This is a genomic window from Halorubrum cibi, assembly GCF_900182635.1.
In the GTDB taxonomy this organism is placed as follows: domain Archaea; phylum Halobacteriota; class Halobacteria; order Halobacteriales; family Haloferacaceae; genus Halorubrum; species Halorubrum cibi.
Window position 1 is genome coordinate 150,471 of the sequence record NZ_FXTD01000006.1, and the last position, 23,642, is coordinate 174,112.

The 23,642-nt window shown below is 69.9% G+C and carries 23 protein-coding genes; 5 read left to right on the forward strand and 18 right to left on the reverse strand.

Annotated elements, in window-relative coordinates; all coding sequences use genetic code 11:
• Positions 1-34: 34 nt before the first annotated feature.
• From FN829_RS09435 to FN829_RS09470, 8 genes are all read right to left on the reverse strand, one after another.
• Entirely contained in the window at positions 35-727 is a 693-nt protein-coding gene (locus FN829_RS09435) for a LysE family translocator (protein ID WP_142986720.1), read from the reverse strand.
• A 57-nt stretch (positions 728-784) separates the two neighbouring features.
• Positions 785-1,453 (reverse strand): metal-dependent transcriptional regulator, encoded by a 669-nt coding sequence (locus tag FN829_RS09440; RefSeq protein WP_142986721.1) that lies wholly within the window; start codon positions 1,451-1,453, stop codon positions 785-787.
• A 32-nt stretch (positions 1,454-1,485) separates the two neighbouring features.
• Entirely contained in the window at positions 1,486-3,210 is a 1,725-nt protein-coding gene (locus FN829_RS09445; protein WP_142986722.1) for a cobyric acid synthase, read from the reverse strand.
• 1 nt (position 3,211) lies between these two features.
• A complete protein-coding gene (locus tag FN829_RS09450) occupies positions 3,212-3,964 on the reverse strand; it encodes a cob(I)yrinic acid a,c-diamide adenosyltransferase (protein ID WP_142986723.1) in 753 nt (250 codons plus the stop codon).
• A gap of 64 nt (positions 3,965-4,028) precedes the next feature.
• Complete coding sequence (locus FN829_RS09455) at positions 4,029-4,301, reverse strand: DUF7385 family protein (protein WP_142986724.1); 273 nt, start codon at positions 4,299-4,301, stop codon at positions 4,029-4,031.
• 94 nt (positions 4,302-4,395) lie between these two features.
• Positions 4,396-5,412: an aldo/keto reductase gene (locus FN829_RS09460; RefSeq protein ID WP_142986725.1), complete on the reverse strand. Its 1,017-nt coding sequence runs from the start codon at positions 5,410-5,412 to the stop codon at positions 4,396-4,398.
• 52 nt (positions 5,413-5,464) lie between these two features.
• Positions 5,465-6,043, reverse strand: coding sequence for a GNAT family N-acetyltransferase (locus FN829_RS09465; protein WP_142986726.1), 579 nt, complete (start codon positions 6,041-6,043; stop codon positions 5,465-5,467).
• Entirely contained in the window at positions 6,040-6,408 is a 369-nt protein-coding gene (locus FN829_RS09470) for a universal stress protein (RefSeq protein ID WP_142986727.1), read from the reverse strand. The genes FN829_RS09465 and FN829_RS09470 overlap by 4 nt, the downstream gene beginning before the upstream one ends.
• Positions 6,409-6,603: 195 nt before the next feature.
• On the opposite strand from FN829_RS09470, the gene FN829_RS09475 reads away from it, so the two are divergent.
• Both FN829_RS09475 and FN829_RS09480 read left to right on the forward strand, forming a co-directional pair.
• Complete coding sequence (locus FN829_RS09475; RefSeq protein ID WP_142986728.1) at positions 6,604-7,320, forward strand: DUF5806 family protein; 717 nt, start codon at positions 6,604-6,606, stop codon at positions 7,318-7,320.
• A gap of 2 nt (positions 7,321-7,322) precedes the next feature.
• The gene (locus FN829_RS09480; RefSeq protein WP_142986729.1) at positions 7,323-8,867 is read left to right on the forward strand and encodes a sensor histidine kinase; all 1,545 of its coding nucleotides are present in this window, start codon (positions 7,323-7,325) and stop codon (positions 8,865-8,867) included.
• Between the two features lie 37 nt (positions 8,868-8,904).
• On the opposite strand, the gene FN829_RS09485 is transcribed toward FN829_RS09480, so the two are convergent.
• The 5 genes from FN829_RS09485 to FN829_RS09505 all read right to left on the reverse strand — a co-directional run bounded on the left by FN829_RS09485 (position 8,905) and on the right by FN829_RS09505 (position 15,662).
• On the reverse strand, positions 8,905-10,623 hold the full coding sequence (locus tag FN829_RS09485) for an aldehyde ferredoxin oxidoreductase family protein (protein WP_142986730.1): 1,719 nt from the start codon (positions 10,621-10,623) through the stop codon (positions 8,905-8,907).
• Positions 10,624-10,713: 90 nt separating this feature from the next.
• Positions 10,714-11,367, reverse strand: a complete 654-nt coding sequence (locus FN829_RS09490) for a hypothetical protein (RefSeq protein ID WP_142986731.1) — start codon at positions 11,365-11,367, stop codon at positions 10,714-10,716.
• 140 nt (positions 11,368-11,507) lie between these two features.
• The gene (locus FN829_RS09495) at positions 11,508-12,788 is read right to left on the reverse strand and encodes an amidohydrolase (RefSeq protein WP_142986732.1); all 1,281 of its coding nucleotides are present in this window, start codon (positions 12,786-12,788) and stop codon (positions 11,508-11,510) included.
• 84 nt (positions 12,789-12,872) lie between these two features.
• Positions 12,873-14,255, reverse strand: coding sequence for an aspartate aminotransferase family protein (locus FN829_RS09500; protein WP_142986733.1), 1,383 nt, complete (start codon positions 14,253-14,255; stop codon positions 12,873-12,875).
• A gap of 126 nt (positions 14,256-14,381) precedes the next feature.
• Positions 14,382-15,662 carry a DUF6498-containing protein gene (locus FN829_RS09505; RefSeq protein WP_142986734.1) on the reverse strand — a complete coding sequence of 427 codons (1,281 nt, stop codon included), beginning with the start codon at positions 15,660-15,662 and terminating at the stop codon, positions 14,382-14,384.
• 202 nt (positions 15,663-15,864) lie between these two features.
• Here FN829_RS09505 and FN829_RS09510 point away from each other — a divergent pair, with 202 nt between their 5' ends.
• Positions 15,865-16,437 carry a putative glycolipid-binding domain-containing protein gene (locus FN829_RS09510; RefSeq protein ID WP_142986735.1) on the forward strand — a complete coding sequence of 191 codons (573 nt, stop codon included), beginning with the start codon at positions 15,865-15,867 and terminating at the stop codon, positions 16,435-16,437.
• Between the two features lie 17 nt (positions 16,438-16,454).
• On the opposite strand, the gene FN829_RS09515 is transcribed toward FN829_RS09510, so the two are convergent.
• Positions 16,455-17,414, reverse strand: coding sequence for a hydroxyacid dehydrogenase (locus tag FN829_RS09515; protein ID WP_142986736.1), 960 nt, complete (start codon positions 17,412-17,414; stop codon positions 16,455-16,457).
• A 124-nt stretch (positions 17,415-17,538) separates the two neighbouring features.
• Positions 17,539-18,429 (reverse strand): mechanosensitive ion channel family protein, encoded by an 891-nt coding sequence (locus FN829_RS09520; protein ID WP_142986737.1) that lies wholly within the window; start codon positions 18,427-18,429, stop codon positions 17,539-17,541.
• 98 nt (positions 18,430-18,527) lie between these two features.
• Here FN829_RS09520 and FN829_RS09525 point away from each other — a divergent pair, with 98 nt between their 5' ends.
• Positions 18,528-19,094, forward strand: coding sequence for a sugar O-acetyltransferase (locus FN829_RS09525; protein WP_142986738.1), 567 nt, complete (start codon positions 18,528-18,530; stop codon positions 19,092-19,094).
• A gap of 60 nt (positions 19,095-19,154) precedes the next feature.
• Here the strand turns inward: FN829_RS09525 and FN829_RS09530 are convergent, their stop codons facing one another.
• A complete protein-coding gene (locus FN829_RS09530) occupies positions 19,155-20,651 on the reverse strand; it encodes a sodium:solute symporter family protein (protein WP_142986739.1) in 1,497 nt (498 codons plus the stop codon).
• Positions 20,648-20,911, reverse strand: a complete 264-nt coding sequence (locus tag FN829_RS09535; protein ID WP_142986740.1) for a hypothetical protein — start codon at positions 20,909-20,911, stop codon at positions 20,648-20,650. The genes FN829_RS09530 and FN829_RS09535 overlap by 4 nt, the downstream gene beginning before the upstream one ends.
• 185 nt (positions 20,912-21,096) lie before the next feature.
• Here FN829_RS09535 and dnaG point away from each other — a divergent pair, with 185 nt between their 5' ends.
• Positions 21,097-22,578, forward strand: a complete 1,482-nt coding sequence (gene dnaG, locus FN829_RS09540; RefSeq protein ID WP_142986741.1) for a DNA primase DnaG — start codon at positions 21,097-21,099, stop codon at positions 22,576-22,578.
• Positions 22,579-22,627: 49 nt separating this feature from the next.
• Here dnaG and FN829_RS09545 read toward each other — a convergent pair whose 3' ends face one another.
• Positions 22,628-23,602, reverse strand: coding sequence for an A24 family peptidase (locus tag FN829_RS09545; RefSeq protein WP_142986742.1), 975 nt, complete (start codon positions 23,600-23,602; stop codon positions 22,628-22,630).
• Positions 23,603-23,642: the final 40 nt, after the last annotated feature.

Sequence of the window (23,642 nt, forward strand, 5' to 3'; positions counted from 1 at the left end):
CAGGAGGGGCCGCCGCGCCTCAACCGCCGGTCGATCACCACGCGAGCACCGTCGTCGCCGCGTCGAAGAGGAAGTAGACGCCGAACCCACCGAGCACGACCGCCGACGCGACCGCGACGACCGGGCCGACGGTTTGAACCCGCTTTTCGGCCGCGGCGAGGCTCGCGGGGAACAGCGTCACCCAGCCGAGTACGCCGAGGAAGAACCCGCCGAGGAGCGTGGGCGATCCGGTCGCGACCACCAAGCTCCCGGCGAGGTCGTCGCCGACGAGCGGCAGCGGTGCGAGGACGTCGAGCTCGCCGGGGCGCAACATCCCCACCCCGACGGTGAGCCAGAACAGCACCTGAAACGGGTTCGTCAACGCCAGCACGAGCGCCTTCCGGTATCCCTTCCCCTCCTCGACCATGGGGTCTTCGCCCGCCGTGGGTCGGAAGGAAGCGCGCGCACCTCGAGCGGCTCCGACCGCGAAGTAACACATCAGACAGCCGCCGACGGCGACCATCGCGGTCTGGAGCCGCGGGACCGACTGGACGAACGAGACGACGCCGAGGTACGCGAGCACGAAGAACAGGAAGTCGGCGGTCGCCGCTCCGAGACCCGCGCGGGTGCCGGCGGTCCACCCGCGCAACACCGCCTCCTCGGCGATGACCGCGTTCATCGGACCGGGCGGCGCCGCGAGCGCGAGCCCGAAGACCGCGCCGACGGCGAGAGTGGCGACCGTGTTCACGTCAGCATACAGGACGGTTCGCGTGAAAAACCTCGCGGCCGAGGGTTCCTTCGCCGACTACTCCTCTGCTCCCGCCGCGTCCACGCGGATCGAGCGGGCGACCTCCGCCGGGAGGCTCTGTTCGCCCTTCGGCGTCCGGACGGTCACCATCCCGAACGGCGCGACGTCGACGACCTCGATCGTCGTTCCGGGAGTGATCCCGGCGTCGGCGAGGTACTCGAGCTCGTCGTCGTCGCGGTCGGAGACCCGTGCCACGACGACCCGATCGCCCTCGGGGTGATCCGAGAGCCGCGGACCGGTTCCCTCGTCGATGGGCTCGAGGTCCGCGCCGGGGATCGGGTCCCCGTGGGGGTCGACGTCGGGGTCGCCGAGGGCGTCGGCGACGCGGCGTTCGAACTCCTCGGAGATGTGGTGTTCCAACGCGTCCGCCTCCGCGTGGACGTCGCTCCAGTCGTAATCCAACTGGTCGGCGAGGAACGCCTCGAGCAGGCGGTGGTGTCTGACGATCTCGAGCGCGACCGCCTCGCCGTCCGCCGTGAGTTCGACCCCTTGGTAGGGCTCGCGGTCGACGAGCCCGCGGTCGGCCAGCTTGCCGAGCATGTCGGTCACGGTCGGCGGGGTCTTCTCGAGGTACTCGGCGACGGCGGACGTCGAGACGGGCGCGCCCTCCTCGGCTTGGAGGACGTAGATCGCCTTGAGATAGTCCTCCATCACGTCGCTGAGCATTTATATGCGTTTGCGCGAGGCGGGCCAAATACCTACCGGGAGCCGTCGCGTCGCGACGCGTCCGTCGGCAGCCCCAACGCGGCGAGGTCCACGTGCTCGCGGAGCAGGTCGGCTGCCCGGTCGGTCGGATCCTCCGTCCCCGCTCCGCCGACCGTCGCCCCGTCGGCCGCCGCCTCCGTCACCCCGGCGTGCTCGCGGACGTGGGCGAGGAATCCCCTTCGAATCGCCTCGTTCTCGAACAGCCCGTGGAGGTAGGTCCCGAGGACGTCGCCGGCGGCCGCCCCGAGTCCGACGCCGCTCCGGTCGCCGTCGGAACTCGTGAAGGGGGTCGAGAGCGCTGTCGCCGACGATGACGACGCCCCGGCGTCCGGGTCGCTCCGTCGCGTCTCGCCCATGTGGATCTCGTAGCCGGCGACGTCGAGGGGGGCGTCTCCGGTCGCTCGCGATCCCTCGGCCATCTCCACGAGGTCGGTCGCGCCCGGATCCAGCCGGAGATCGGCCGCGACGACCCGTTTCGCCTCCGAGAAGACCGTCTCGACCGGGAGCAGTCCGAACCCGTCGACGGCGTCCGGCGCGTCCGGATCCGCGCTCTCGACGGCCGCGTTCGCGATCCGCTCGCCGAGCAGTTGGTAGCCGCCACAGAGGCCGACGACGGGTCCGTCGAACGCGCGGAGGGCGTCGTCGAACCCCGCCTCGCGACAGGCGCGGAGGTCGTCGACGGTGTTCTTCGTCCCGGGGATCACGACCGCGTCGGCGTCCGCGAGGTCGTCGTCGAGCGGTGCGAACGCGACGCGGACGCCGGGCTCGGCTGCGAGCGGCTCCACGTCGGTCGCGTTCGATATCCGCGGGAGCCGCGGGACGGCGACCGTCACCGCTTCCGCGTCCGCGACGCCGTCGTCCGCGCCGAGAACTCTCCGCTCGCCCGGATCGGGGAGCGCGACGCTGTCCTCCTCGGGGAGTCCGGGGTCGTCGTACGGGAGCACGCCGAGGACGGGGACGCCGGTCCGCTCCTCGAAGGCCTCGATGCCCGGATCGAGCAGGCTCCGGTCGCCGCGGAACTTGGTGATGGCCGCGCCGACGACGCGGTCGCGGAGGTCCGCGGGGAGCAGTTCGAGCGTCCCGACCAGCGCGGCGAAGACGCCCCCCCGCTCGATGTCGGCGACGAGGAGTATCTCGGCGGTCTTCGGTTCGTTCTCGTTTTCGAACAGCCGTGCCGTCTCCACGTTCGCGAGGTCGCGGTCGCGGAGGTTGATCTCGGCTATCGACCCCGCTCCCTCCGCGACGATCACGTCGTGGTCGGCGGCGAGCCGGCGGTGGGCCGCCGCGGCGGCCTCCCGCGCTTCCATCCACCGGTCGCCGTAGTAGTCGGTCGCGGTGGCGTGTGCGACCGCCCGGCCGTTCACCACCAGCTGGCTCTCGCCCTCGCCGCGGGGCTTGAGGAGGACGGGGTTGTGGTCGGTCTCGGGCGCGACGCGGGCGGCCCGCGCCTGGACGTACTGGGAGACGCCGACCTCGCCGAACGCCGCGTCGACACCCGCGCCGGGCGAGGTCGGGACCGCCCGCGCGTTGTTCGACATGTTCTGGGCCTTGTACGGAGCGACGTCGACGCCCGCGTCCGCGAGGTGCCGACAGAGCCCGGCGACGACCGTGGACTTGCCGACGTGGGAGGCGGTGCCCGCGACGAGGAGGGTTCGGGCCGTGGCGTGGGGGTCGCCGCCCGGATCCGCGGTCGCGTCCGATCCCGACCCGGACCCCATATCAGTACTCCGTCCCCTTGCGAGCGCGTTGGCCCGCGTCGATCGGGTGTTTCTCCTTGCCCACGCGAGTGATCAGGTCGGCGACGTCCGCGAGGTACGCCGGCCGCTCGTGGCTCCCCGTGAGCACGAGTTCGAGCCCGTCGGGCTTCCGGTCGATCAGGTCGAGTACCTCGTCGGGCTCGATCAGGCCGCGGTCGGCGGCGTAGAGGACCTCGTCGAGGATCAGCATGTGGACGCCGGCGTCGGGGTCGGCGTCGAGCGGGATCGGATCGTCGAGGTCGGCTTCGGCCGCGGCGTCGACGAGGTCGCGTGCGCGCTCGAACCCGGCCCTCGCGTCCCGTTCGTGGTCGTCCTCCGCGGAGCCGTCGGCCATTCCGTGCCAGCCGTAGTGGCCGGTGTTCTCGAAGGAGAAGCCGGGCAGCGACCGGATCGCGTTGTATTCGCCGCGGACGGCCTCCACGGAGTCCGCGCCGCCCTTCATGAACTGGAGCATGTGGACGCGGTGCCCGTGGCCGACCGCGCGAGCGCCCATCCCGAGCGCGGCCGTGGTCTTCCCCTTGCCGTCGCCCCACCAGGCCTGGACGAGCCCGAACTCCTCGGGCGCGCTCGCCTCGATCGGCTCCGCGTCGGGTGTGACCCCTCGACCGGGGGTGTTCCGTCGGACCGCGTCCCGGTCGTCCGCCCGCTCCTCATCTGTTCTCCGCCCGTCCGTCGCCTCCTCGTCCGCCGTCCGTTCCGTCGTCTCGTCGCTCATACGCCTCCCTGGGAGTCGGCGCCCTTGAATCGGGGCGGTTCGCGTCGCGCCGGTCGCGGACCGGTCACTCGTCGTGGATGAACACCAGTCGCCGGTCCTCGGTGTTACAGATACAGAGTTCGATCCCGTCGCGCGTCGCGCCGATCCGCTGCCAGCCGTGGTCGCTGACGAAAAGCGTCTGGAACACGCCGAGGTCGCACTCGGGGTTCGGACAGCCGACGCCGGCCGCGTTCTTGTACACCGTCGTGCCGCCGCCGGAGCCCTGCCGGACCAGCCCGTCGGTCAACGAACGGAACTCCTCTCCTGACATCGCTCCCGCCGTGTCATCCTCGCTCATGGTCTCGAATTCGCGGCCCACGGTATAAAAACGACCCGCCGCCGGAAGGGCCCGGAAACCGGGGCCGGTCGGTGCCGTCGGAGCGCCGGGCCGATCAGTGTCCCCAGCGACGGCCGTCCTCGTCGTAGCGGGCGTCCGTGATCCGGCCGTGTTGGTCCCGCGTGATCGACACCTCGGCGGCCCCGAGGTTCTCCTCGAGCTGGTCGACCGTGCGCGCGCCGACGATGGGGACGCAGGTGAACTCCTCCTGATCCATGAGCCAGCGCAGCGCCACCTGCGCGGGGGTGGCGTCGACCTCGTCGGCGACCGCGCGGACCTCCTCGAGCACCTTCCAGCCGCGCTCGGAGAGGTAGAAGCGCTCGAACCGCTCGTCGAAGCTCCCGCGGGAGCCGTCGGGAGCCCGCACCGACTTCGGGTCGTCGGGGTCCGCACGCTCGTACTTGCCCGTGAGGAAGCCACCGGCGAGCGGCGAGTACGGACACACCGCGAGGTCCTGGTCGGCGACGACCGAGAGGTACTCCTCGACGTCCTCGTAGTACCCCGCGTGAAACAGCGGCTGGGTCACCTCGAAGCGCTCGTAGTCGTTCACGTCGGACTTCCAGAGCGCCTTCGTGAGCTGCCAAGCCGCCATCGTCGACGCGCCGAGGTAGTTCACCTTCCCCGACTCGACGAGGCCGTCGAGCGCCGACAGCGTCTCCTCGATCGGCGTCTCCTCGTCCCAGCGGTGGATGTAGTACAGGTCGAGGTAGTCGGTGCCGAGCCGGTCGAGCGTCCCCTCGATCTGGTTGCGGACGTGGGTTCGCGAGAGCCCCGAGCCGTTCGGGTTCGCGTCGTCGAAGCCGAAGTACACCTTCGAGGCGAGCACGTACCTCTCGCGGTCGCGCTCCGCGAGCCAGTTTCCGACGTACTCCTCGCCCGTCCCGTTCGGGTCGCCGTAGACGTTCGCCGTGTCGATGAAGTTGCCGCCGCGGTCGGCGAACGCGTCGAGCAGATCGTGGGCCTGCTCCTCGTCCGTCTCGAGGACGCCGCCGGTCCTCCGCCCGAACCGCCACGTGCCGAAACAGAGTTCGGAGACGCGGGTTCCAGTCGACCCCAGCCGTCGGTAGTCCATGCGAGGGGATCCGCGGCGCGAACCAAAAGCGTGGCTCACCGGAGCGGACGCGTCACTCCCGGTCGTCCGACTCTCCGTCGCTCGACTCTCCGTCCGCCGACTCGTTCAAGCGGAGCGCCATCTCCAGCTCGAAGCTCTCGGCGTTGGAGGTCTCGAAGCCGATCTTCTCGTACAGCGACACCGCGGCGCGGTTCCACCGTTCGACGGTGAGCCACACCTTCTCCACGCCCTCGGCCTGTCCGTGGCCGAGCAGGCCGCTGATGAGTCGCGTCCCGATCCCGGCCTCCTGATACGTCTGGTGGACGAAGATCGCGAGCTCGTAGGCGTCGTCGTCGGGGACGAGCGTCGCGTGACCCGCCACCTCGCCGTCACACCAGGCGACGACGTTGAGACAGTCGTCGGTGAGGATGGCCTCGAGCCACTCGCGGACCCGCTTTTCCCCGCCCGGCGGGATCCCCTGTGCGCGGTCCGACGGGTCGAAGGCGGTGTACATCGACACCAGCGCCTCGTCGGTCTCCTCCGTGCCGTCGTAGGCGCGTATCTCGACCTCGCGCCCCTCGCGGTCGGCGAACGCGATCGGTGGCGGCTCGAACCGGTCGACGGCCGCTTCCGGGTATCGGCGGTCGTTCATCTGACCAGCGTGACCGACGTCATGCTGTTCAACAGAACGAACTCGGCGATCGGGCCGATCGTGATCTTCCCCATCGGGCTGGTCTGTCCGCCGCCGAGGACGATCTCGTCGAACCCCTCCCGCTCGGCGACGTCCACGAGCCGGCTCCCCGGATCGCCCTCGAGGTGTCGGACCTCCGCGTCGATCCCGGCGTCCGCTATCGCCTCCTCGGCCCGCCTCGTGATCTCCTCGATCTCGGCGGCGGAGTCCGGGTTCTCCACGACCGCGACGGTGAGGTCGTCGCCGGCGACCGCCGCCCGGTCCACCGTCCGCTCGAGCGCCCGGATCGAGTCGTCGCTTCCGCCGATCCCACAGAGCACCTTCATGACTCCCACCTCGCGCGCCGGTTTCAAAAGGGTTCGGCGTACGGACGGGACGCCACCGCGACGCCGTCCTCCCCGCCTCTCGCAACACTCCCGTCCTCTCACACCGCTTCAACCTCTCGCAACGCCTCCTCCCTCTCACGTCGCCTCCGCCGGCCACCCACAACCCTTTCATTCGCCCGTCGAGTGTGGTCGTACATGACCGACCCTTCCGGCTCCCCGGCCGACCCCTCGACGGACGATGGGGCGGCGGATCCGGGCGAGCGCGGCGACGGGGACGGAGCCATCGACGGCTCCGACGACTCCGGAACCGATGCGGGCGGAGACGACGCGAACGCCGAGAATGTCGCCGACACCGAGGAACGAGACGTGGCCGAAGCCGAGGACGTGCCTCGAGACGTGCGCAAGTACGAGCGGTTCAAGAAGATGGACGGCGCGCGCTACGAGCGCGTCAACGACTTCCTCCGCGATCGGACGTACGTCACGGCCCGCGAGTGGGCGATCGCGCGGCTCTGTGCGGACTTCCGCACCGAGACCGGCGTCGAGATGACGAAGATCGGGGAGAACCTCCCCGAACTCGTCCCCTTCATGACCGACACCTACACGCCGCAGGCGGTCAACCAGGCGCGGTACTCCTTCGAGGAGAAGGTGACGAAGGCGGGCGCGACGTTCCTCTACGGCGCGATGTCCGGATTCTTCACCGCGGAGGACTTGGACGAGATGATGTACGAGGTGACGGAGGTGGCAAAGTTCCTCTTAGAGGTCGAGGGCGTCGACCTCGCGGTCGCCGACGAACTGGACGCCGAAGACCGGATCAGCGAGGTGATGCGCGAGGTCCGAACCTCCTCTGCGACGCTCCGCGGCGAGGAAGTTCGCTGTCCGGAGTGCGGTCACGTTCACGAGCCGGAGGAGTAGCCATGGATCGATTCCCCGAGGCGCTCGACGGACTCCCCGACCCGGTCGTCGTCGTCGACACCGACGGCGTCGTCCGCGCCGGCAACGACCGCGTCGAGGCGGTGCTCGGCTACGACTCCGCCGAAGTTGAGGGGTCTCGCTTGGCCTCGCTCCTCTATGACCCGTACGGCGGCGACTCCGACGACGACCTCGATCGGTACGTGACCGACCCCGAGCCGCGGTCGATGACGGCGAGCCTCGATCTCGTCGCCCGTCGAGCCGACGGGAGCGAGGTCCCGGTGACGGTCAGTCTCGGACCCTTCGAACGGGACGGCGAGACGTACCTCGTCGTCACGATGGTCGACGTCAGGGAACGACGCGAGAGACAGGTCGAACTCCACCGTCGGACGCGAGCGCTGGAGGCGCTCCACGAGGCGACTCAGGACCTGCTGAAGACGACCGATCGGGTCGTCGCCGCGGAGGCGGCCGTCGAGTACGTCGAGGACGTCCTCGGGCATCCGATCGCGGCGCTCTGGCTGTACGACGAGGAGGCGGACGCCCTCGAACCGGTCGCGTGGACGGACGCCGCCGACGAGGTGGTCGGCGATCACCCGCGATTCACCGGCGACGAGCCGAGCATCTCCTGGGAGGTGTTCGAGTCCGGCGATCCGGAGTACGTCGTCGACACCCACGCGGAGCCGGACCGATACAACCCCGACTCGCCGATCCGGAGCGCGCTCGTCCTCCCACTCGGTCGCTACGGCGTCATCGACATCGGCTCCACGCGACGCGACGCCTTCGACGAGTCGGACCTCGCCGTCGCGCGCCTCTGGGCCGCGACCGTGACGATGGTGTTCGTCCGGATCGAGCGCGAACGCCAGCTCCGGGTGCGCGAGGACGAGATCGCCCGCGAACGCGACCGGCTCGAGGAGTTCGCCGGACTCGTCTCACACGACCTGCGGAACCCGCTCAACGTCGCGCGCGGAAACCTCGACATGGTTCGAGACCGACTCGAGGAGGCGGGAGAGCGACCGGGGGAGATCGAGACGGTCGCTCGGTCGCTCGACCGGATGGACTCGCTCGTCGACGACATGTTGACGCTCGCCAGACAGGGCGAGGGGATCGACGAGACGGAGTCGCTGACGCTCTCGACGCTCGCCGAGGAGTGCTGGGCGAACGTCGACACCGCGGACGCCTCGCTCGTCGTCGGCGACGACCTGCGCTTCCGGGCGGACCGCAGTCGGTTACGGCAGGCGATCGAGAACCTGATCGCCAACGCCGTCACTCACGGCGGCGACTCGGTCGCGATCGAGATCGGTGCCCTCGCGGACGGAACCGGGTTCTACGTCGCAGACGACGGCCCGGGCATCCCGGAGGAGTTCCGCGAGGACGCGTTCTCCGCGGGCGTCTCGACCGACCCCGAGGGAACCGGGTTCGGGCTGAAGATCGTCGCCGAGGTGGCCGACGCACACGGGTGGTCCGTCTCGCTCGCCGACGAAGCGGACGGCGCGCGCTTCGAGTTCCGCGGCGTCGACTCGGCGGCCGCGGTCGCGGAGCGCGCGGAGTGATCCGGTCCGAGGGCGGATCGTCGACGGACGCCCGAGATCAGTCGTCGGCGGTGCCCGCGGCCGGGCCGACGACGTCGTCGTAGCCCGGGACCGTCCCGTCGTCGTTCCAGCCCCGGATCGCGTAGTACTCGGAGAGACCCTCGTCGAACCCCTCGATCTGGTCGACGTACGGGAGCGTGTCGTCGTCGCGGTCGAAGCCGCGAGCGTTGTTGAACGACCGCTCCATCTCGACGACTCGACCGCCGGCGGCGATGAGGTCCTCGTAGTCGGCGTCGAGGAGCGCCGCGAGCCGGTCGTCGGTGACGACGCCCCGCGAGAACTTACAGATGACAGCGGAGTCGAGGATCGCGTTGCGATTCTCCTTCTCGACGATCTTCGGCGGCTTCCCGTCGAGCCCGCTCGGCTCGAAGGCGTCCTCCTTGCTCACGAGCGGGTACTCGTACGGGTAGAACTCGGCGTACATGTGGTCCGCTCCGCGGTTCGAGGTCGCGAACGCGAGCCCCTGTCCGTTGAGGGAGCGACCGTCGTGCGCCGAGAAGGTCATGCCCTTCACCGTCCAGTCCTCCGCGCCGAACTCCTCGTGGGCCCGGTGGATGCCCTCCGCGAGCTTATCGCCGACGCCCTCGCGGTAGGCGATCTGCTCGACCACGGAGCGGACGAGCTCGGCGTTTCCGAACTCGTCCTCGCTCTGGAGGAACATCGAGACCACGTTGCCACAGGAGATGGTGTCCATGCCGAGCTCGTCACAGAGCTGGTTGGCCGCCATCACGTCGACCATCTCGTCGACGCCGGCGTTGCTGCCGAACGCCATCACCGTCTCGAACTCCGGTCCCTCCGTCTCGATGCCGCGCTCCTCGTCGCGGGTCGGCAGCTTACACGCGAACGCACAGTTCGAGCAGGTCCCCTTCTTGTACTTCTTCTCCTCGACGCGGTCGCCGGAGATGCCCTCGGCGCCCTCGAAGGACTGCTCGGAGAAGTAGTAGGTTGGGAGCGCCTCCATCGCGTTCGACAGCTCGGTCACGCTCGTGGTCCCCTGCCGTTTCATGATCGAGTCCGAGGTCGCCGCCTCCCGGTGGATCTCCCCCGCGTCGGCGGGCCAGTCGAGTTCGATCTCGGCGTCGGCGTCGCCGTCGAACGTGAGCGCCTTCACGCCCTTCGCGCCGAGGACTGATCCCAGTCCGCCCCGGCCGAACGCGCGCGTCTCGGAGGTCATGATCGACGCGAATCGGACGCCGTTCTCGCCCGCCGGACCGATACACGCCAGGTGTTCCGGTTCCAGGTCGTGTTCCGTCTCGACGTACTCCGACACCGCCGGCACCTCCGCCTGCTCGAGTTCCGGAACCTCCTCGAACTCGACGACCGGGTCGCCGTCCTCGTCGGCCTCGCGGACGTGAAGGGCGAGCAGGTCGTCGCTCGCGCCTCGGATCTCGACGGCGGCGTAGCCCGCACCCGTGAAGTTCCGCGAGAGGAACCCGCCCGCGTTCGAGGAGAACATCCCGTTCGTGAGCGGCGAGACGCTCGTCGCCGCCATGCGTCCCGTGTACGAGGTCGTGGAGTACTGCATCGGGCCCGTCGAGAAGTAGATCCGATTCTCCGGGCCGAGCGGGTCGGCGTCGAACGGGACTCGCTCGTAGGCGAGCCGGGTGTTGAGCCCTCGCCCCCCGATGAACTCCGAGAGCAAGTCGTCGATCGGCTCCGTCGTGACCGTCCTGTTCGTCAGGTCGATCGAGAGGAGTTCCCCCTGTGCGTGTTTCATGTCTGCCCCTACGTCGGCCGGGCGATAAAAGTTCAGGTACCTCGCGATTCCGGTGACCGATCCCGGGAGATCGCGGCGAGTCGGTCGCCGTCAGTCCCCTCTCGTCAGCTCGTCGACGACTTCGTCGCGCCGCTCCTCGCTCTCTCGGAGTTCCGTGGCGAACTCGTCGACGCGCGCTTTGAGCCCGTCCCGGACGTCGTCGGGGGTGAACTCCTCGGACATCGACAGCAGACGGACGAACGCCCGCAGCTCCTCGTCGGTTATCCGTTCGAACTCGTCGTCCTCGATCTTCGCTATCACCTCGTCGACGTCGATCTGCCCGACCGGATCGACGTTGAACTCGACCCGGACCATCCGGTAGTCGGACCCCGCGAGCCGCTGTTCGGACTTAGCGACGCCCTCCGAGAGCATGTCCTTGAACGGAGTGACGTATCCCATCGTCCCCAGATGGAGGAACGCGAGCATGTCGGTTATCCCCCGCGTGTACGCCTCGCGGTCCTCGTCGTCGGGGTCGAAGACGGTCTTCCGGTCGCGGTCCTCTAAACACTCGTAGAGGATGCTGAAATCGAGGACCGCGTTGCGGACTCGGCGACGGATCCGGTTGCGCTTCTGTTTTCGGGAGTGCTCGGTGTAGTCGGTCTTGCGACCGAGGAGGAAGTCGCGGTCCGAGGGAGTCAAGATCCCGCGAGGTCGATCGGCGTCCGCCGCCGTTTCGAGCGACGGGGGTAGCTCGTCTTCGGACATACCCGGAAACCGGGGCTCAGCGGATTAATGGTTGTGGTCGGAAAAGCGGTCGACCCACTGAGATCGGCGTTTCGCCGCGTCCGAGACCGCTCTCGGCCGCGGTTCGGTTGCCGCGCTTCCGGCCGCCGGGATCGGCGGGTCTACGGCCGATCGGCACCCAGTGCCGAGACGACCTCGGCTAAGAGCTCGACGCCGACGTCGAGCGCCCGCTCGTCGATGTCGAACGTCGGCGTGTGGTGGCTGGTCGGGTGGTCCGCGCCGACGATGACGTACAGCGACCGGCCGCCGTTCTCGTGGACCCGGTCCATCAGGAACGTCGCGTCCTCGCTCGCCTCGAGCGGGGCCTCGGGGACCACCTCGTCGATCGACGGCACCGCTCGGGCGACGCTCGCGACGAGCTCCGCGAGCGTCGGGTCGCCGTCGACTCGGATCGACTCGCTGATCCGGCGGATCACCACGTCGCACTCGTGAAGCTCCGCGGCCGCGTACAGGACCCGCTCCAGCTCCGTGCGCATGTACTCCATCAGCGCGGTCGTCTCGCCGCGGACCTCGCCGTCGAGGGTGATCTCCTCGGCGATCACGTTGCTCGCGCTGCCGCCCTCCACGCGCCCGAAGTTCACGCGGGTGAGCCCGTCGCCGTGGCGCGCGATCCCGTAGGCGTTCTGGACCGCCGTCGTCATCGCCTGCATCGCGTTCGTCCCGCCGCTCGGCTCCTTGCCGGCGTGCGCGCTCGCCCCCTCGAAGGTCGCGTTGATGTGGGCCATCGCGAGCGGCCGGGTCGCGTTCGCGACCAGCGTGCCCGTCGGTCGACCGAGTCCGAGGTGAAACGCGAGCAGCTCGTCGACGTCGTCGACGTACCCGCCCTCGGCCAGCGGCTTTCCCCCGCCGGCGACCTCCTCGGCCGGTTGGAAGAACACCTTGAACGTCCCTCGAAAGTCGCTCGCCTTCACCGCCTCGAGCACGCCGAGCGCGATCGCGGCGTGCGCGTCGTGGCCGCAGGCGTGCATGTACCCCTCGTTTTCCGATCGGAACCCCTCGTCCGCGGGTCGGTGGCCCGCCGCCTCCGACTCCGGGATCGAGACGCCGTCCATGTCGACCCGCAGGGCGACGGTCGGTCCCTCGCCGTTGCGGACGGTCGCGACCGCGCCGGTGTGCCCGTCCGCGGTCAACTCGAGCAAGTCGGGGTCGACGCCCGCCTCGGCCGCCCGGTCGCGCCACTCGGCAAGCGTCTCCGCCGGCGGGAGCGCCATGCGGTGCTCCGAGGAGAGCGCTTCCCGCCCGATCGCGAGGTCGTCGACGCCGATCCGCCGGAGTTCCTCGACGATCCGGGCAGTCGTGCGGAACTCACACCAGCCGGGCTCCGGATGCCTGTGAAACGCTCGTCGGATCGACGGGAGTCGGTTCCGCACGTCGTGAGACATTGGTTCCCCGGTGGTATACCGCGAACGAACATAAGTGGTTCACTCGGTCGAGCGATCGGATCGCTCAGATCGGTCGACCGCTGCTTACCTCGAGGCCGCCGTCTCGGCGGTGACGTGGTCGATCGCGTCGACGATGACGTCGAGCGCGGTGTCGGCCAGGTCGCGGGTCAACACGAGCGGCGGCAACAGGCGCAGGACGTTACCGTGGCGGCCCGCCGTCCAGACTAAGACGCCGTGTTCGAAGCAGTACTGCTGGATCGCTTTCACCGCGTCGCCGTCGGGGTTCCCGTCCTCATCGACGAACGCCGCGCCGATGAACAGGCCGCGGCCGCGGACCTCGCCGAGGCGGTCGTTCCCCTTGCCCGCGCTCCGGAGCCGCTCCCGGACGTGCTCGCCGAGGTCGCGGGCGTGTGCGAGGAGATCGTGTTCCTGGATGTACTCGATCGCGCGGGTCCCGGCGCGCATCGCGACGGTGTGTCCCCGGTAGGTGCCGGCGTGGCCGCCGGCGTCCCACGTGTCGAGGTCCTCGTGGTAGATCGTCGCCGACAGCGGGAAGCCGACGCCGCCGAGCGCCTTCGCGGTCGTCATGATGTCGGGGGTGACGCCGTGCCACTCGCTGGCCCACCACTGGCCAGAGCGGCCGAGCCCGCTCTGAATCTCGTCGAACATCAGCGGGATGTCGTTCTCGGTGGCGATCTCCCGAAGTCCCTTCAGGAAGCCCTCGGGCGGGACGATGACGCCGCCCTCGCCCTGGATCGGCTCGACGAAGATACCGGCGGGGTTCGCGAGCCCGCCGTAGGGGTCCTCGATGATCTCCTCGACCTCCTTCAGCGCGCGGGCACACGAGTCGCCGTCCTCGTCGCGGTCGATGAAGGGCGAGGGGTACTTCGCGTGGACCACGTCCGGGATCAGGGGCGTGTAGTCGTCCTTGAACCCCTTGTTCGCGGTGAGCGCCATCGCGCCGGAGGTCGCGCCGTGGTAGCTCCCGCGGAACGCGATCAGGCCGTCGCCGCCGGTGTTGTACTTCGCGAGCTTGATCGCGGCCTCGACCGCGTCGCTCCCCGTGGGGCCGCCGAAGACGACCCGGTTCTCTCCTTTGAGGCCGGCCGGCGCGATCTCGTCGAGCTTCTCGATCAGGTCGAGGCGCGCTTCGGTCGGGAAGTCGACGGTGTGGACGAGCTTGTCGGTCTGTTCTCTGACAGCCTCCAGCACGTACGGGTTCGAGTGGCCGACGTTCAACACGCCGATGCCGGCGAACATGTCGATGTAGGTGTTGCCATCGACGTCGCGGACCGTCGCGCCCTTCCCGGCGTCGAAGGCGATCGGGATGTTCCCCGGGTACTTGACCGCGCTGCTGTCGATGCGCTCCTGTTTCTCGAGCAGTTCTCGGCCCTTCGGGCCGGGAACGGAGTCGACGTTCGGCGCGTCATCGAAGTGGATCTCCTCGATCGGTGGTCCTGCCGTCATACGTCCATCCACGGCGGTGGCCGTTATATAGATTGTCCACGGATACGGGAAACACCGTACACGGAAATCGATACCAGAATGATCGATCGGACCACGGAGCGGACCACCGGTCGGGCCGTGAACCGGTCACCGATCGGGCTGTCGGTCGAAGACGTCGAGGACGCGGTCGGCATCCGTCTCGGCGAGCCGGGGGATCCGAAGCTCGCGGTCGCGCAACTCGATCACGAGCGTCTCGGTGTCGACCCGCTCGTCGAGGCGGTCGCACTCGACCCGCAGCGCCTCCTCGTCCCAAGGCTCGATCCGCCACAGCGCGGCTCCGCAGAGCCGATCGTACCCGACGAGTGCGGGGCCGCCAGCGACCTCGTCGTCGGCGACGCGATACTCGACCGGACCGTACCGGATCACCGAGTCGACCGCGACGGCGACCGGCGGGACCGCGGCCGCGAGGAGGACGAGCCCGACGACGGTTCCCCACGCCTGCCCGAGCGCGAACAGGATTGCCACGAGGAGGGCGAGGACCGAGAGGTACCACGGACCCGGATGCGTCGCGGGCCAGACCGGCTCGCCGAACAGCCGCCCGGCGATCGAGGGCCGGATCCGGCAGTCGGCGTCCGAGAGGTCGTCCTCGATCGGGTCGCGGGTCGGGGGATCGCGCGACCAGCCGAGGATCCCGTCCGCGGATTCGTCGATCGCGGCGAGGCGGTCGCCGTACAGCCCCGCGAGGTCGAACGCGAACTTGACGCACACCGCGCCGACGAGCACCGGCACCCCGAACGCGACCGGGTCGGCCGCCTCCGTCGCGGTCGCGTCGCCGTCGACCCCGATCGCCTCCGCGACGACGGTCACCGTGAGGATCCCGCCGACGAGCACCGTCGCGAGCCGGAAGAAGACGCCCGAGACCGCCGTTCCGGCGCTCTCCTCACGGTAGCCGCCGCGATGGAAGTAGTCGACGGCGGTCGTCCCGGCCTCCGAGAGGAAGACGACGATCACGGCGAGCGCGACCGTCTCGAGGGAGGGGCCGGAGAGCGAGTCGGCTCCGACGAACCCCAACACGACGCCCCCGAGGACGAACCACGTGGCCCCGAGGATCGGCGCGACCACGACGAGCGAGAGGACCGACGAGAGGTAGATCCGGACGCCGGTCCGCGGGACCGACAGCGCGAGCGGCTTCGACGCAAGCGCGCCGAGCACCACCCCGCTCGTGTCGAGGTCGCTCGGTCGGCCGGCGAACAGCCCACGGACGACGGCGAAGAGCGCGGCGATGCCGAGTTCGAACCAGTAGAGCGCCACGAGCGCCGCGGCGTTCCAGCCGAGCGCGACGACGCCGACGAGCGGCAGCAGGTTCGCGAGCGCGACGGCGACCGCCTCGGATCGGGTCGATCCCGCGGGTCGATGGAGGGCGACCACGGGAGCACCTGTGTGCGTCTTCGGATATAGTTCGTTCGAGACGGACCGGTCCGTCCACTCCGTTTCGAGCGCGCGTTCACCGACGAAACCGCGTCGTAACCGGGTTACCGGGCGTGATCTCCCTTCGTCTCGGCTCCGGTCGGTACGGCGCACGGTTCTCCGAACGGAAACGGTTATTCGAACCCGCGACGCTCCTCGGTACGTGAAACGAGACGTGTTCTGGTCTCCGGTTACCGGGGTTGGAATGGAGTCCCTCCACCTCATCGAGGACGCGGCGGGCGTCTCCGCCGAGAGCGTCGTCATCGGTTCGGTCGATGGCGAACCGTTCCGAGTCCGCTACGAGATCGAGTGCGACCGAAACCACCGCGTTCAGCGAGTGAACGTCACCGCTCTCGGCAGGGAATCGACATCGATCACGCTTCGAGCCGACGGGAGCGGCAACTGGACCGACGGTCGAGGGAGGGAGGTCCCGTCGCTGGACGGCTGTATCGACGTGGACGTTTCAGCGACGCCGTTCAGCAACACGCTCCCGATCCGACGGTTGGAACTCGACCGGAACGAGTCGGCGGAGATACGGGTCGCGTACGTCTCGGTACCGGACCTACGAGTCAAGGCCGCCTCCCAGCGATACACCTGTCTCGATCCGATCGACGGGGACGGCGGACGGTACCGATACGAGAACACGTCCAGCGGCTTCACGGCCGAGTTGCCGGTCGATCGGGACGGTCTCGTCATCGACTATCCGGAGCTGTTCGACCGGGTCCCGGCCGGATAACCGCGAGCGATCCGGAGCTATTCGCGGGCCTCCGGGTTCAGCGTCGTCTCGGGGACGCCGCCCTCGTGGACGGTCCGGACGTTTTCCGCGGCCGCCCGGCTCATGTTCTCGAGCGCGTCGTGAGAGACGCCCGCGTTGTGTTGGGTGAACACCGCCGACTCGCACGCGAGGAGCGGGTCGTCGGGCTCCGGCGGTTCGGTCTCGTACACGTCGACGCCCGCGCCCGCGATGGTTCCCTCGCGGAGGGCGCGAACGAGCGCGTCCTCGTCGACGACGCCGCCGCGGGCCGTGTTCACGAGGACGGCGTCCGCGGGGAGCGCGCCGATCTCCGCCTCGCCGATCGCGTGATACGTCTCGTCGGTCAGCGGCGCGTGGACGCTGACGTCGTCGGCGCGTTCGAAGAGTTCGATCGGTTCGTCGACCAGCGAGACGTTCTCCGGGAGGTCCGCGGGGTCGACGTACGGGTCGAACGCCACGCAGGACACCCCGAAGCCCGACAGCAGCGTCGCGACCCGTCGCCCCGCGTTGCCCGCGCCGAACAGCCCGAGGGTCCGGCCGGACAGGTCGTGACCGCGGAAGTCCGCGCGTCGCCAGTCGGCCTCTCGGGTCGCCCGGTCCGCGGGAACGACGTTCCGTTTCGCGGCCAGAAGTAGCGTCACCGCGTGTTCGGCCACCGAGTTCGTGTTCTCGCCGGGCGTGTTCGCCACGAGCACGCCGTGCTCGGTCGCGGCCTCGACGTCGACGTTGTCGACGCCGGTCCCGTGTTTGGCGATCACCTTCAGCCGGTCCGCGGCCGCGATCAGCTCCGCGGTCACCGGTCGCGTCCGCGTGATGATCGCGTCGTAGCGGTCGATGTCGGCCAGCAGTTCGTCCTCGTCGGCGTAGTCGGCGCGGCTCGTACAGTCGGCGACGTCGGCGAGCGACTCCGGTCCGACCGGGTCGATGGTCGGCGGGAGCAGCACGTTCCACCGTGTCATTGCGCCTCGGTCGTCGAGGACACGTATAGGCGCGTGCCTTCCGGAGATATCTGGCGACGGTCGCCACGCGATCGACCGGCCGTCGCGTCGGCCACGCGGTCCGGCCGGCCGCCGGTCGAGTCGGCTACTCGGTCCGCTCGACCTCGATCCGGCCCTGGAGGTCGCGCTTCGAGGCCGGACTGATCGTGATCCCCGCCGACTCCAGCCCGGACTTGGCCGCCCGGGCGTACCGCGATCGGAGCTCGAAGAGGTCGCGACCACGCGGGTCGTGGACCCAGTAGTGTATCCGGACCCCCACCGCGTCGCCCCCGAACTCCTCGACGTACGCGTGCGGGGCGGGCTCCTCGAGGACGCCCTCGATCCCGTTCGCGGCCGTCTCGAGGACCCGGATCGCCTCGCCGACGTCGTCGTCGTAGGCGAGGTCGACGCGATCGACCACTCGGGACCGGTCCCGGGCGTACGGCCGCTCGATGGCCTGTTCGGTCAACACCGTGTTCGGGACGGTCACCAGGCCGCCGTCCGGCGTGCGGACGCGCGTGATGCGGAGCGTGATCGACTCGACCGTCCCCTCGCCGGTCTCCCACTCGATGTAGTTCCCGACGTTGAACTCCGGGTCGACGACGAGGACGGTCCCGCTGACGAGCGACCCGATCACCGTCTGGGCCGCCACGCCGACCGCCAGCGTGGCGGCGGCGACGACGAGCGCGGAGTCGGCGATCAGGTCGCCGTACCCGGCGACGCCCGCGCCGACGAGGAACGCGACGACGAGGACGAGCAGCCTGAGGTAGCGGGATATCGCCTCCCGGAGCGTCGGGTTGTTCCGGTTGCGGCGATGGATCGCCCGGGAGACCATGGGCTCGACGAGGACCCATCCGAGAAACGTCACGACGAGGAATCCCGCGATGAACCACCCGGCGCGGGTCAGGACCGGCCAGTAGTCGACGAGGCCCTCCGGACCGGGTTCGGCCGTCGAAGCGATCCCCCCTCCGAGGACGACGGCGATGGCTGGGCCCATACGTCCCTCCGACGGTCGCACCCTACAAAACACCCCTCGCCGAACCGGCGGGGGACCGCCTCGAAAACCCTTAAGGGAGTTGCCGCTCCCCCTCGAACGTGACGGACGAGAAGGCGAGGATGCTGAACGGGGACCCCTACGACGCCTCAGATCCCGAACTCGCGGTCGAGCGCGAGCGCGCTCGCGACCTCACGGCGCGATACAACGACACGGCCGCCGGCGAGGACGGAACGCGGCGGGAGCTGCTCGCCGACCTGTTCGGCTCCGTGGGAGAGAACGTCGCGGTCGAACCCCCGCTCCGGTGTGACTACGGCTACAACGTCCACGTCGGCGACGGCTTCTACGCCAACTTCGACTGCGTCCTCCTCGACGTCCGCCGGATCGAGATCGGCCGGAACTGCCTGATCGGCCCCGGCACGCACGTCTACACCGCGACGCACCCGATCGACCCGAGGGAGCGCTCCGAGGGGCTGGAGTCCGGCGAGCCGGTGACGATCGGCGACGACGTCTGGATCGGGGGGAAAGCGGTGATCAATCCCGGCGTGACGGTCGGCGACGGCTCCGTGATCGCTTCCGGCGCGGTCGTCGTCGAGGACGTTCCCGCGGGCGTCGTCGTCGGCGGGAACCCGGCGACGGTCGTTCGGGAACTCGACGGCGGGGAATGACTCGGCGGCGAGGAGGAGCGACCTGACGACGGGAAGTGCTGACGACGTGGTGTGGCCCCCTCAGTCGCCCGTGACCGCGAACCGGGAGGCGTCGCTCTCGGCGGTCGGCGCGGTGAGAAGCGAAACGCCGACGGTGAGAACCGCGGACAGGACCATCAGCCCGAGCGCCACGTCCCACCCGCCGGCTCCCGCGACCGCGACGGTCCGCGGGAGCGTCGGGACGACGGGGAGCACCGACGACAGCACCACGAGCAGGTAGGCCGCCTGCGGGACGGCGATCCCGACGGCCATCCCGTCGCGGGTGGTGCGGTCCCAGTAGAGCGCACAGAGGGTGGGGAGCGACAGCAGCGCGAACCCGGAGAAGGCGGTGTCGCCGACCTCGATCAGCGTTCCGGGACGGAGGAGGCTCGCGAGGAACGCGAGCGTGGCGAAGGCGACGACGCCGGTCCGGGCGACCCACGCCTCGCGGCGCGCGGAGGCGTCGGGGGCCACGAACGGCCGGTAGAGGTCGCGCGTGAAGTACGACGAGCCCGAGAGCAGCATCGAGTCCGACGAGGACATCATCGCGGCCATCGCGCCCGCGATCACCAGCGCGGCGAACCACGTCGGCGTGTACGCGTTCAACACGACCGGGAGCACGTTCGCCCCCTCGGGCACGTCGACCGGCATCCCGACGGCCCACGCGCCGAGCAGGAACGCGGGGAAAAAGAGGAGCAACACGAGGACGGGCCACAGCGCGAACGATCGCTTGAGCACGGTCCCCGACTCCGCGACGAAGAAGCGTTGATTGATCTGCGGGAACATCGTCACCCCGAACGCGATCGTGATCGCGGTCGAGACGATGAACCCCGGCGTGTAGATCCCGCCGCCGAAGCTCCCGAACTCGGGGCGGGCCGCCAACATCGCCCCGGTCGCCGCGCCGACGCCGCCGACGGCCGAGACCACCCAGGCGGCGGCGACCCAGACGACGGAGAGCATGAACAGCCCCTGTATCGTGTCGGTCCACGCGACGCCGCGCATCCCCGCGAGCGTCACGTACGCGATCATGAACGCGGTGACCAGCGCCGCGCCGCCCCAGTAGGGGACCGCGCCGCCGGTCAGCCCGACGAGCGCCTCGCCCGCACCCATCTGCTGGAGCATGACGTACGGGAACAGCCACAGCAGGCTGACCCCGGCGACGAGCGCGCGGAGCCCCGGGGAGCCGAAGCGGTCGCCGAGCATCTCGCCGAGCGTGACGTACCCGTTCCGCTCGCCGATCAGCCACTGTTTGTAGCCGACGACGTACCACAACACCGCGAACAGCACGCCATCGAGCGTCCCCATCACGATCAGCCACTCCGGACCGGCCGCGTACGCGAGGTTCGGCCCCCCGAAGAAGGTGAACGCCGAGAGCAGCGTGGCGAACGTCGTGAACAGCAACACCAGCGTGCCGATCGACCGGTTCGCGAGGTAGTAGTCCTCCGCGGTCGACTCCGTGAGCCGGTAGGCGACGAGGCCGATCGCGAGCGCCGCCACCAAGTAACCGACCACGACCGTGAGCCCGATCCCCGCAGTCATCGGCGGTCACCCCCGTCGACCGTCGCGTCGGCTTCGCCCGCCCGTTCCGCGGCGTCGATCCCCATTCCGCGCTCCCACGCGCCGCTCCGAACGAACGCCCGGAACGCGAGCGCACAGAGCCCGAGCCACCCGACGTGCCACCAGATCCACGCCGGCAGCCCGGCGACGACGCGGTCCGATCCCCACAGCGGCCACGGGACCGCGAACGCGACGAGGAGCGCGAACGTCGGTATCCAGAGGAGGTCTCTCGAACGTCTCACCGGTTGGAGCGATCCAGGAGTCGATCCGACTAAACCCTGTTCCTCGGCGGCAATACCTGACGACGACCGGTGGCTGCCGGCCACGTTCGACGACGATCCGTGGGTCGACAGCTATTTTTCCGGACCGATCCTACCCGAAACGGGACGGCGAACCGCCGTCCGTTCACATCACCATCACTCATCACATGAACGACACAGCCAAATACCTGATCCGGGCCACCATCGCGGCCGACGGCGTGGTCGAGCGGAGCGACGTCGTCGGCGCGGTGTTCGGACAGACGGAGGGCCTCCTCGGCGACGAGCTCGACTTGCGAGACCTCCAGGAGTCCTCGAAGGTGGGCCGGATCGACGTGGAGATACGCTCGGAGAACGGGCAGTCCTTCGGCGAGGTGACGGTCGCCTCGAGCCTCGACAAGGTCGAGACCGCGATCCTCGCGGCCTCGCTCGAGACCATCGACCGCATCGGCCCCTGCGGTGCCGCCGTCGAGGTGACGAGCATCGAGGACGTGCGCGCGGCCAAGCGCCGGGAGGTCGTCGAGCGCGCGAAGGAGCTCGTCGCGAGCGGCTTCGAGGAGACGAGCCTCGGCAGCGACGACGTGTTGGAGGAGGTCAGGGACGCCGCCCGCATCGAGGGGATCGTCGACTACGAGGGGCTGCCCGCCGGCCCGCGCGTCGGCGACTCCGACGCGGTGATCGTCGTCGAGGGACGCGCGGACGTCTCGACGCTGCTCGAGTGCGGGATCAAGAACGCGGTCGCCGTCGAGGGGACGAACGTCCCCGACGCAGTCGCGGAGCTCACGCGGTCGCGGACGGTCACCGCGTTCCTCGACGGCGACCGGGGCGGCGAACTCATCCTCCGCGAGCTCGCGCAGGTCGGCGAGGTCGACTACGTCGCGTTCGCGCCGCCCGGCGAGTCCGTCGAGGACCTCGATCGCGGTGCCGTCTTCGAGGCGCTCCGCGGGAAGGTCCCCTACGAGACGCTCGCCGACGCGCCGAACCTCCGGGAGGCGGCCGGCAGCGCCTCCGAGACCGACGCGGATGACGAGACGGACGCCGCCGAGGCCGCCGACGCGCTCCGATCCGATAGTTCGCCCGCGACCCCGGAGCCGACCGAGACGCCCGATCCGACCGAGACGTCCGATCCGACCGAGATCGACGGCGCGAGCGATCCGGACGAGTCCGAGGGATCCGACGACGGCGAATCGAGCGAATCGAGCGAGGGGGCCGACTCCGCGTCCCGAACCGGCGCCGACAACCCCGACGACGTGACCCCGGCCACCGTCGACGAAGACGACCCGACCGACCGATCGAGCGATGCGGGCGACGCGGAACACGCGATCGGCTCGAGTCCCGACGACGACGAACCCAGGTCGCTCGAGGAGCACGTTCAGGAGGTCGTCGACCGCGAGAGCGGGCTCGCAAGGCTGCTCGACGACGACCTCGGGATCCTCGAGGAGGTCGAGGCCGACGACGTGTTCGACGCGGTCGAGGGCGCGGCCGAGCCACCCCACGCCGTCGTCGTCGACGGCCGGATCGACCAGCGACTGCTCGACGTCGCCGCCCAGCGCGGCGTGAGCCGGCTGTTCGGCGTCGAACTCGGGGAGTTCGTCAAACGACCGATCGGCACGCGAGTCTCGACCGTCGGCGACCTGCCGATCGAGGCCTGATCCGGTCGTCGGTTCGGACGACGCGTCGTTCTCGGACCGCTTCCGCCGCTCACAACAGCCCGATCGCGCCGAGCAGCGCGAACAACGCGTCGCCGTAGGTGACCGAGACGACCAGCCCGGCCGCCATCGGCACGACGAACGGCATCCCCGGCGAGACGCGGACCGTCTCGCTGGCCGTGACGACTTCCAGCCCTCCGCGGAGCGTCTCGGCGTCGGTCCCGTACGCGCCGTGGTCGATCTCGGCGAGGAACCGCTCCGCGGCCCACGGGTCGTCGAGATCGCAGTCCACTTCGACGACGGTGCCGCCGTCGGTCGCGGGGCCGACGTGGGTTCCCCCGTCGGTCGGGTCGAACGTCTCGCCGACGCTCTCGGGGTCGCGGAGTCGGTCGGGGTCGTTGCGAAGGTCAGCGAGCGTCAGCCCCCGCCAGCGGAGGTACATCCGGAGCGCGTCCAGGTCGAGCCCGCTCCGGGTCGTTCCCTCCGCGTCCTCGAACAGTCGGCCGTGGCGTTCGGGGAGCGAGCCGGTCGACACCGGCCGCGCGAGGAACATCGTCGGCGAGACGCGGCCGTGCGCGAGGTTGGCGACGGCGAGCCCGACCGGGTAGGCCAGCCCGAGGAGCACCGTGTTCGTGAGGATCGTGAGCGAGAAGACGCCGAGGGCGGTCTCGACGAGCGGGAGGGAGAACCCGGCGACCTCGTAGGTCGGGAACGTCGGGAAGACGATCGCGAGCGCGATGAGCGCCTTCGCGTCGGCCCCGCCGAACGCGCCGAGGTACCAGAACGCGTAGCCGAGCGGCGCGACGAAAAGCAGGCTGACGGCCACCCGGACGAGGAACCACCGACCGTCGAGCCCCGCGAAGGGCCACAGCAGGGCCGCGTCCCAGAGGAGCAACAGCGCACCGAAGGCGTACAGCGGCGGCCAGACCCGGTTGGGGAGCCGCCGGGTCCGGACGTCTCGGACCGCCGCCCAACAGAAGACGGGGACGACGATCAGACGGAGCGCGTCCGGCAGGGTCGCGAACATGTCGACACGGCCGGGGCGGGGAGAATTAGGCGTTCGGGTT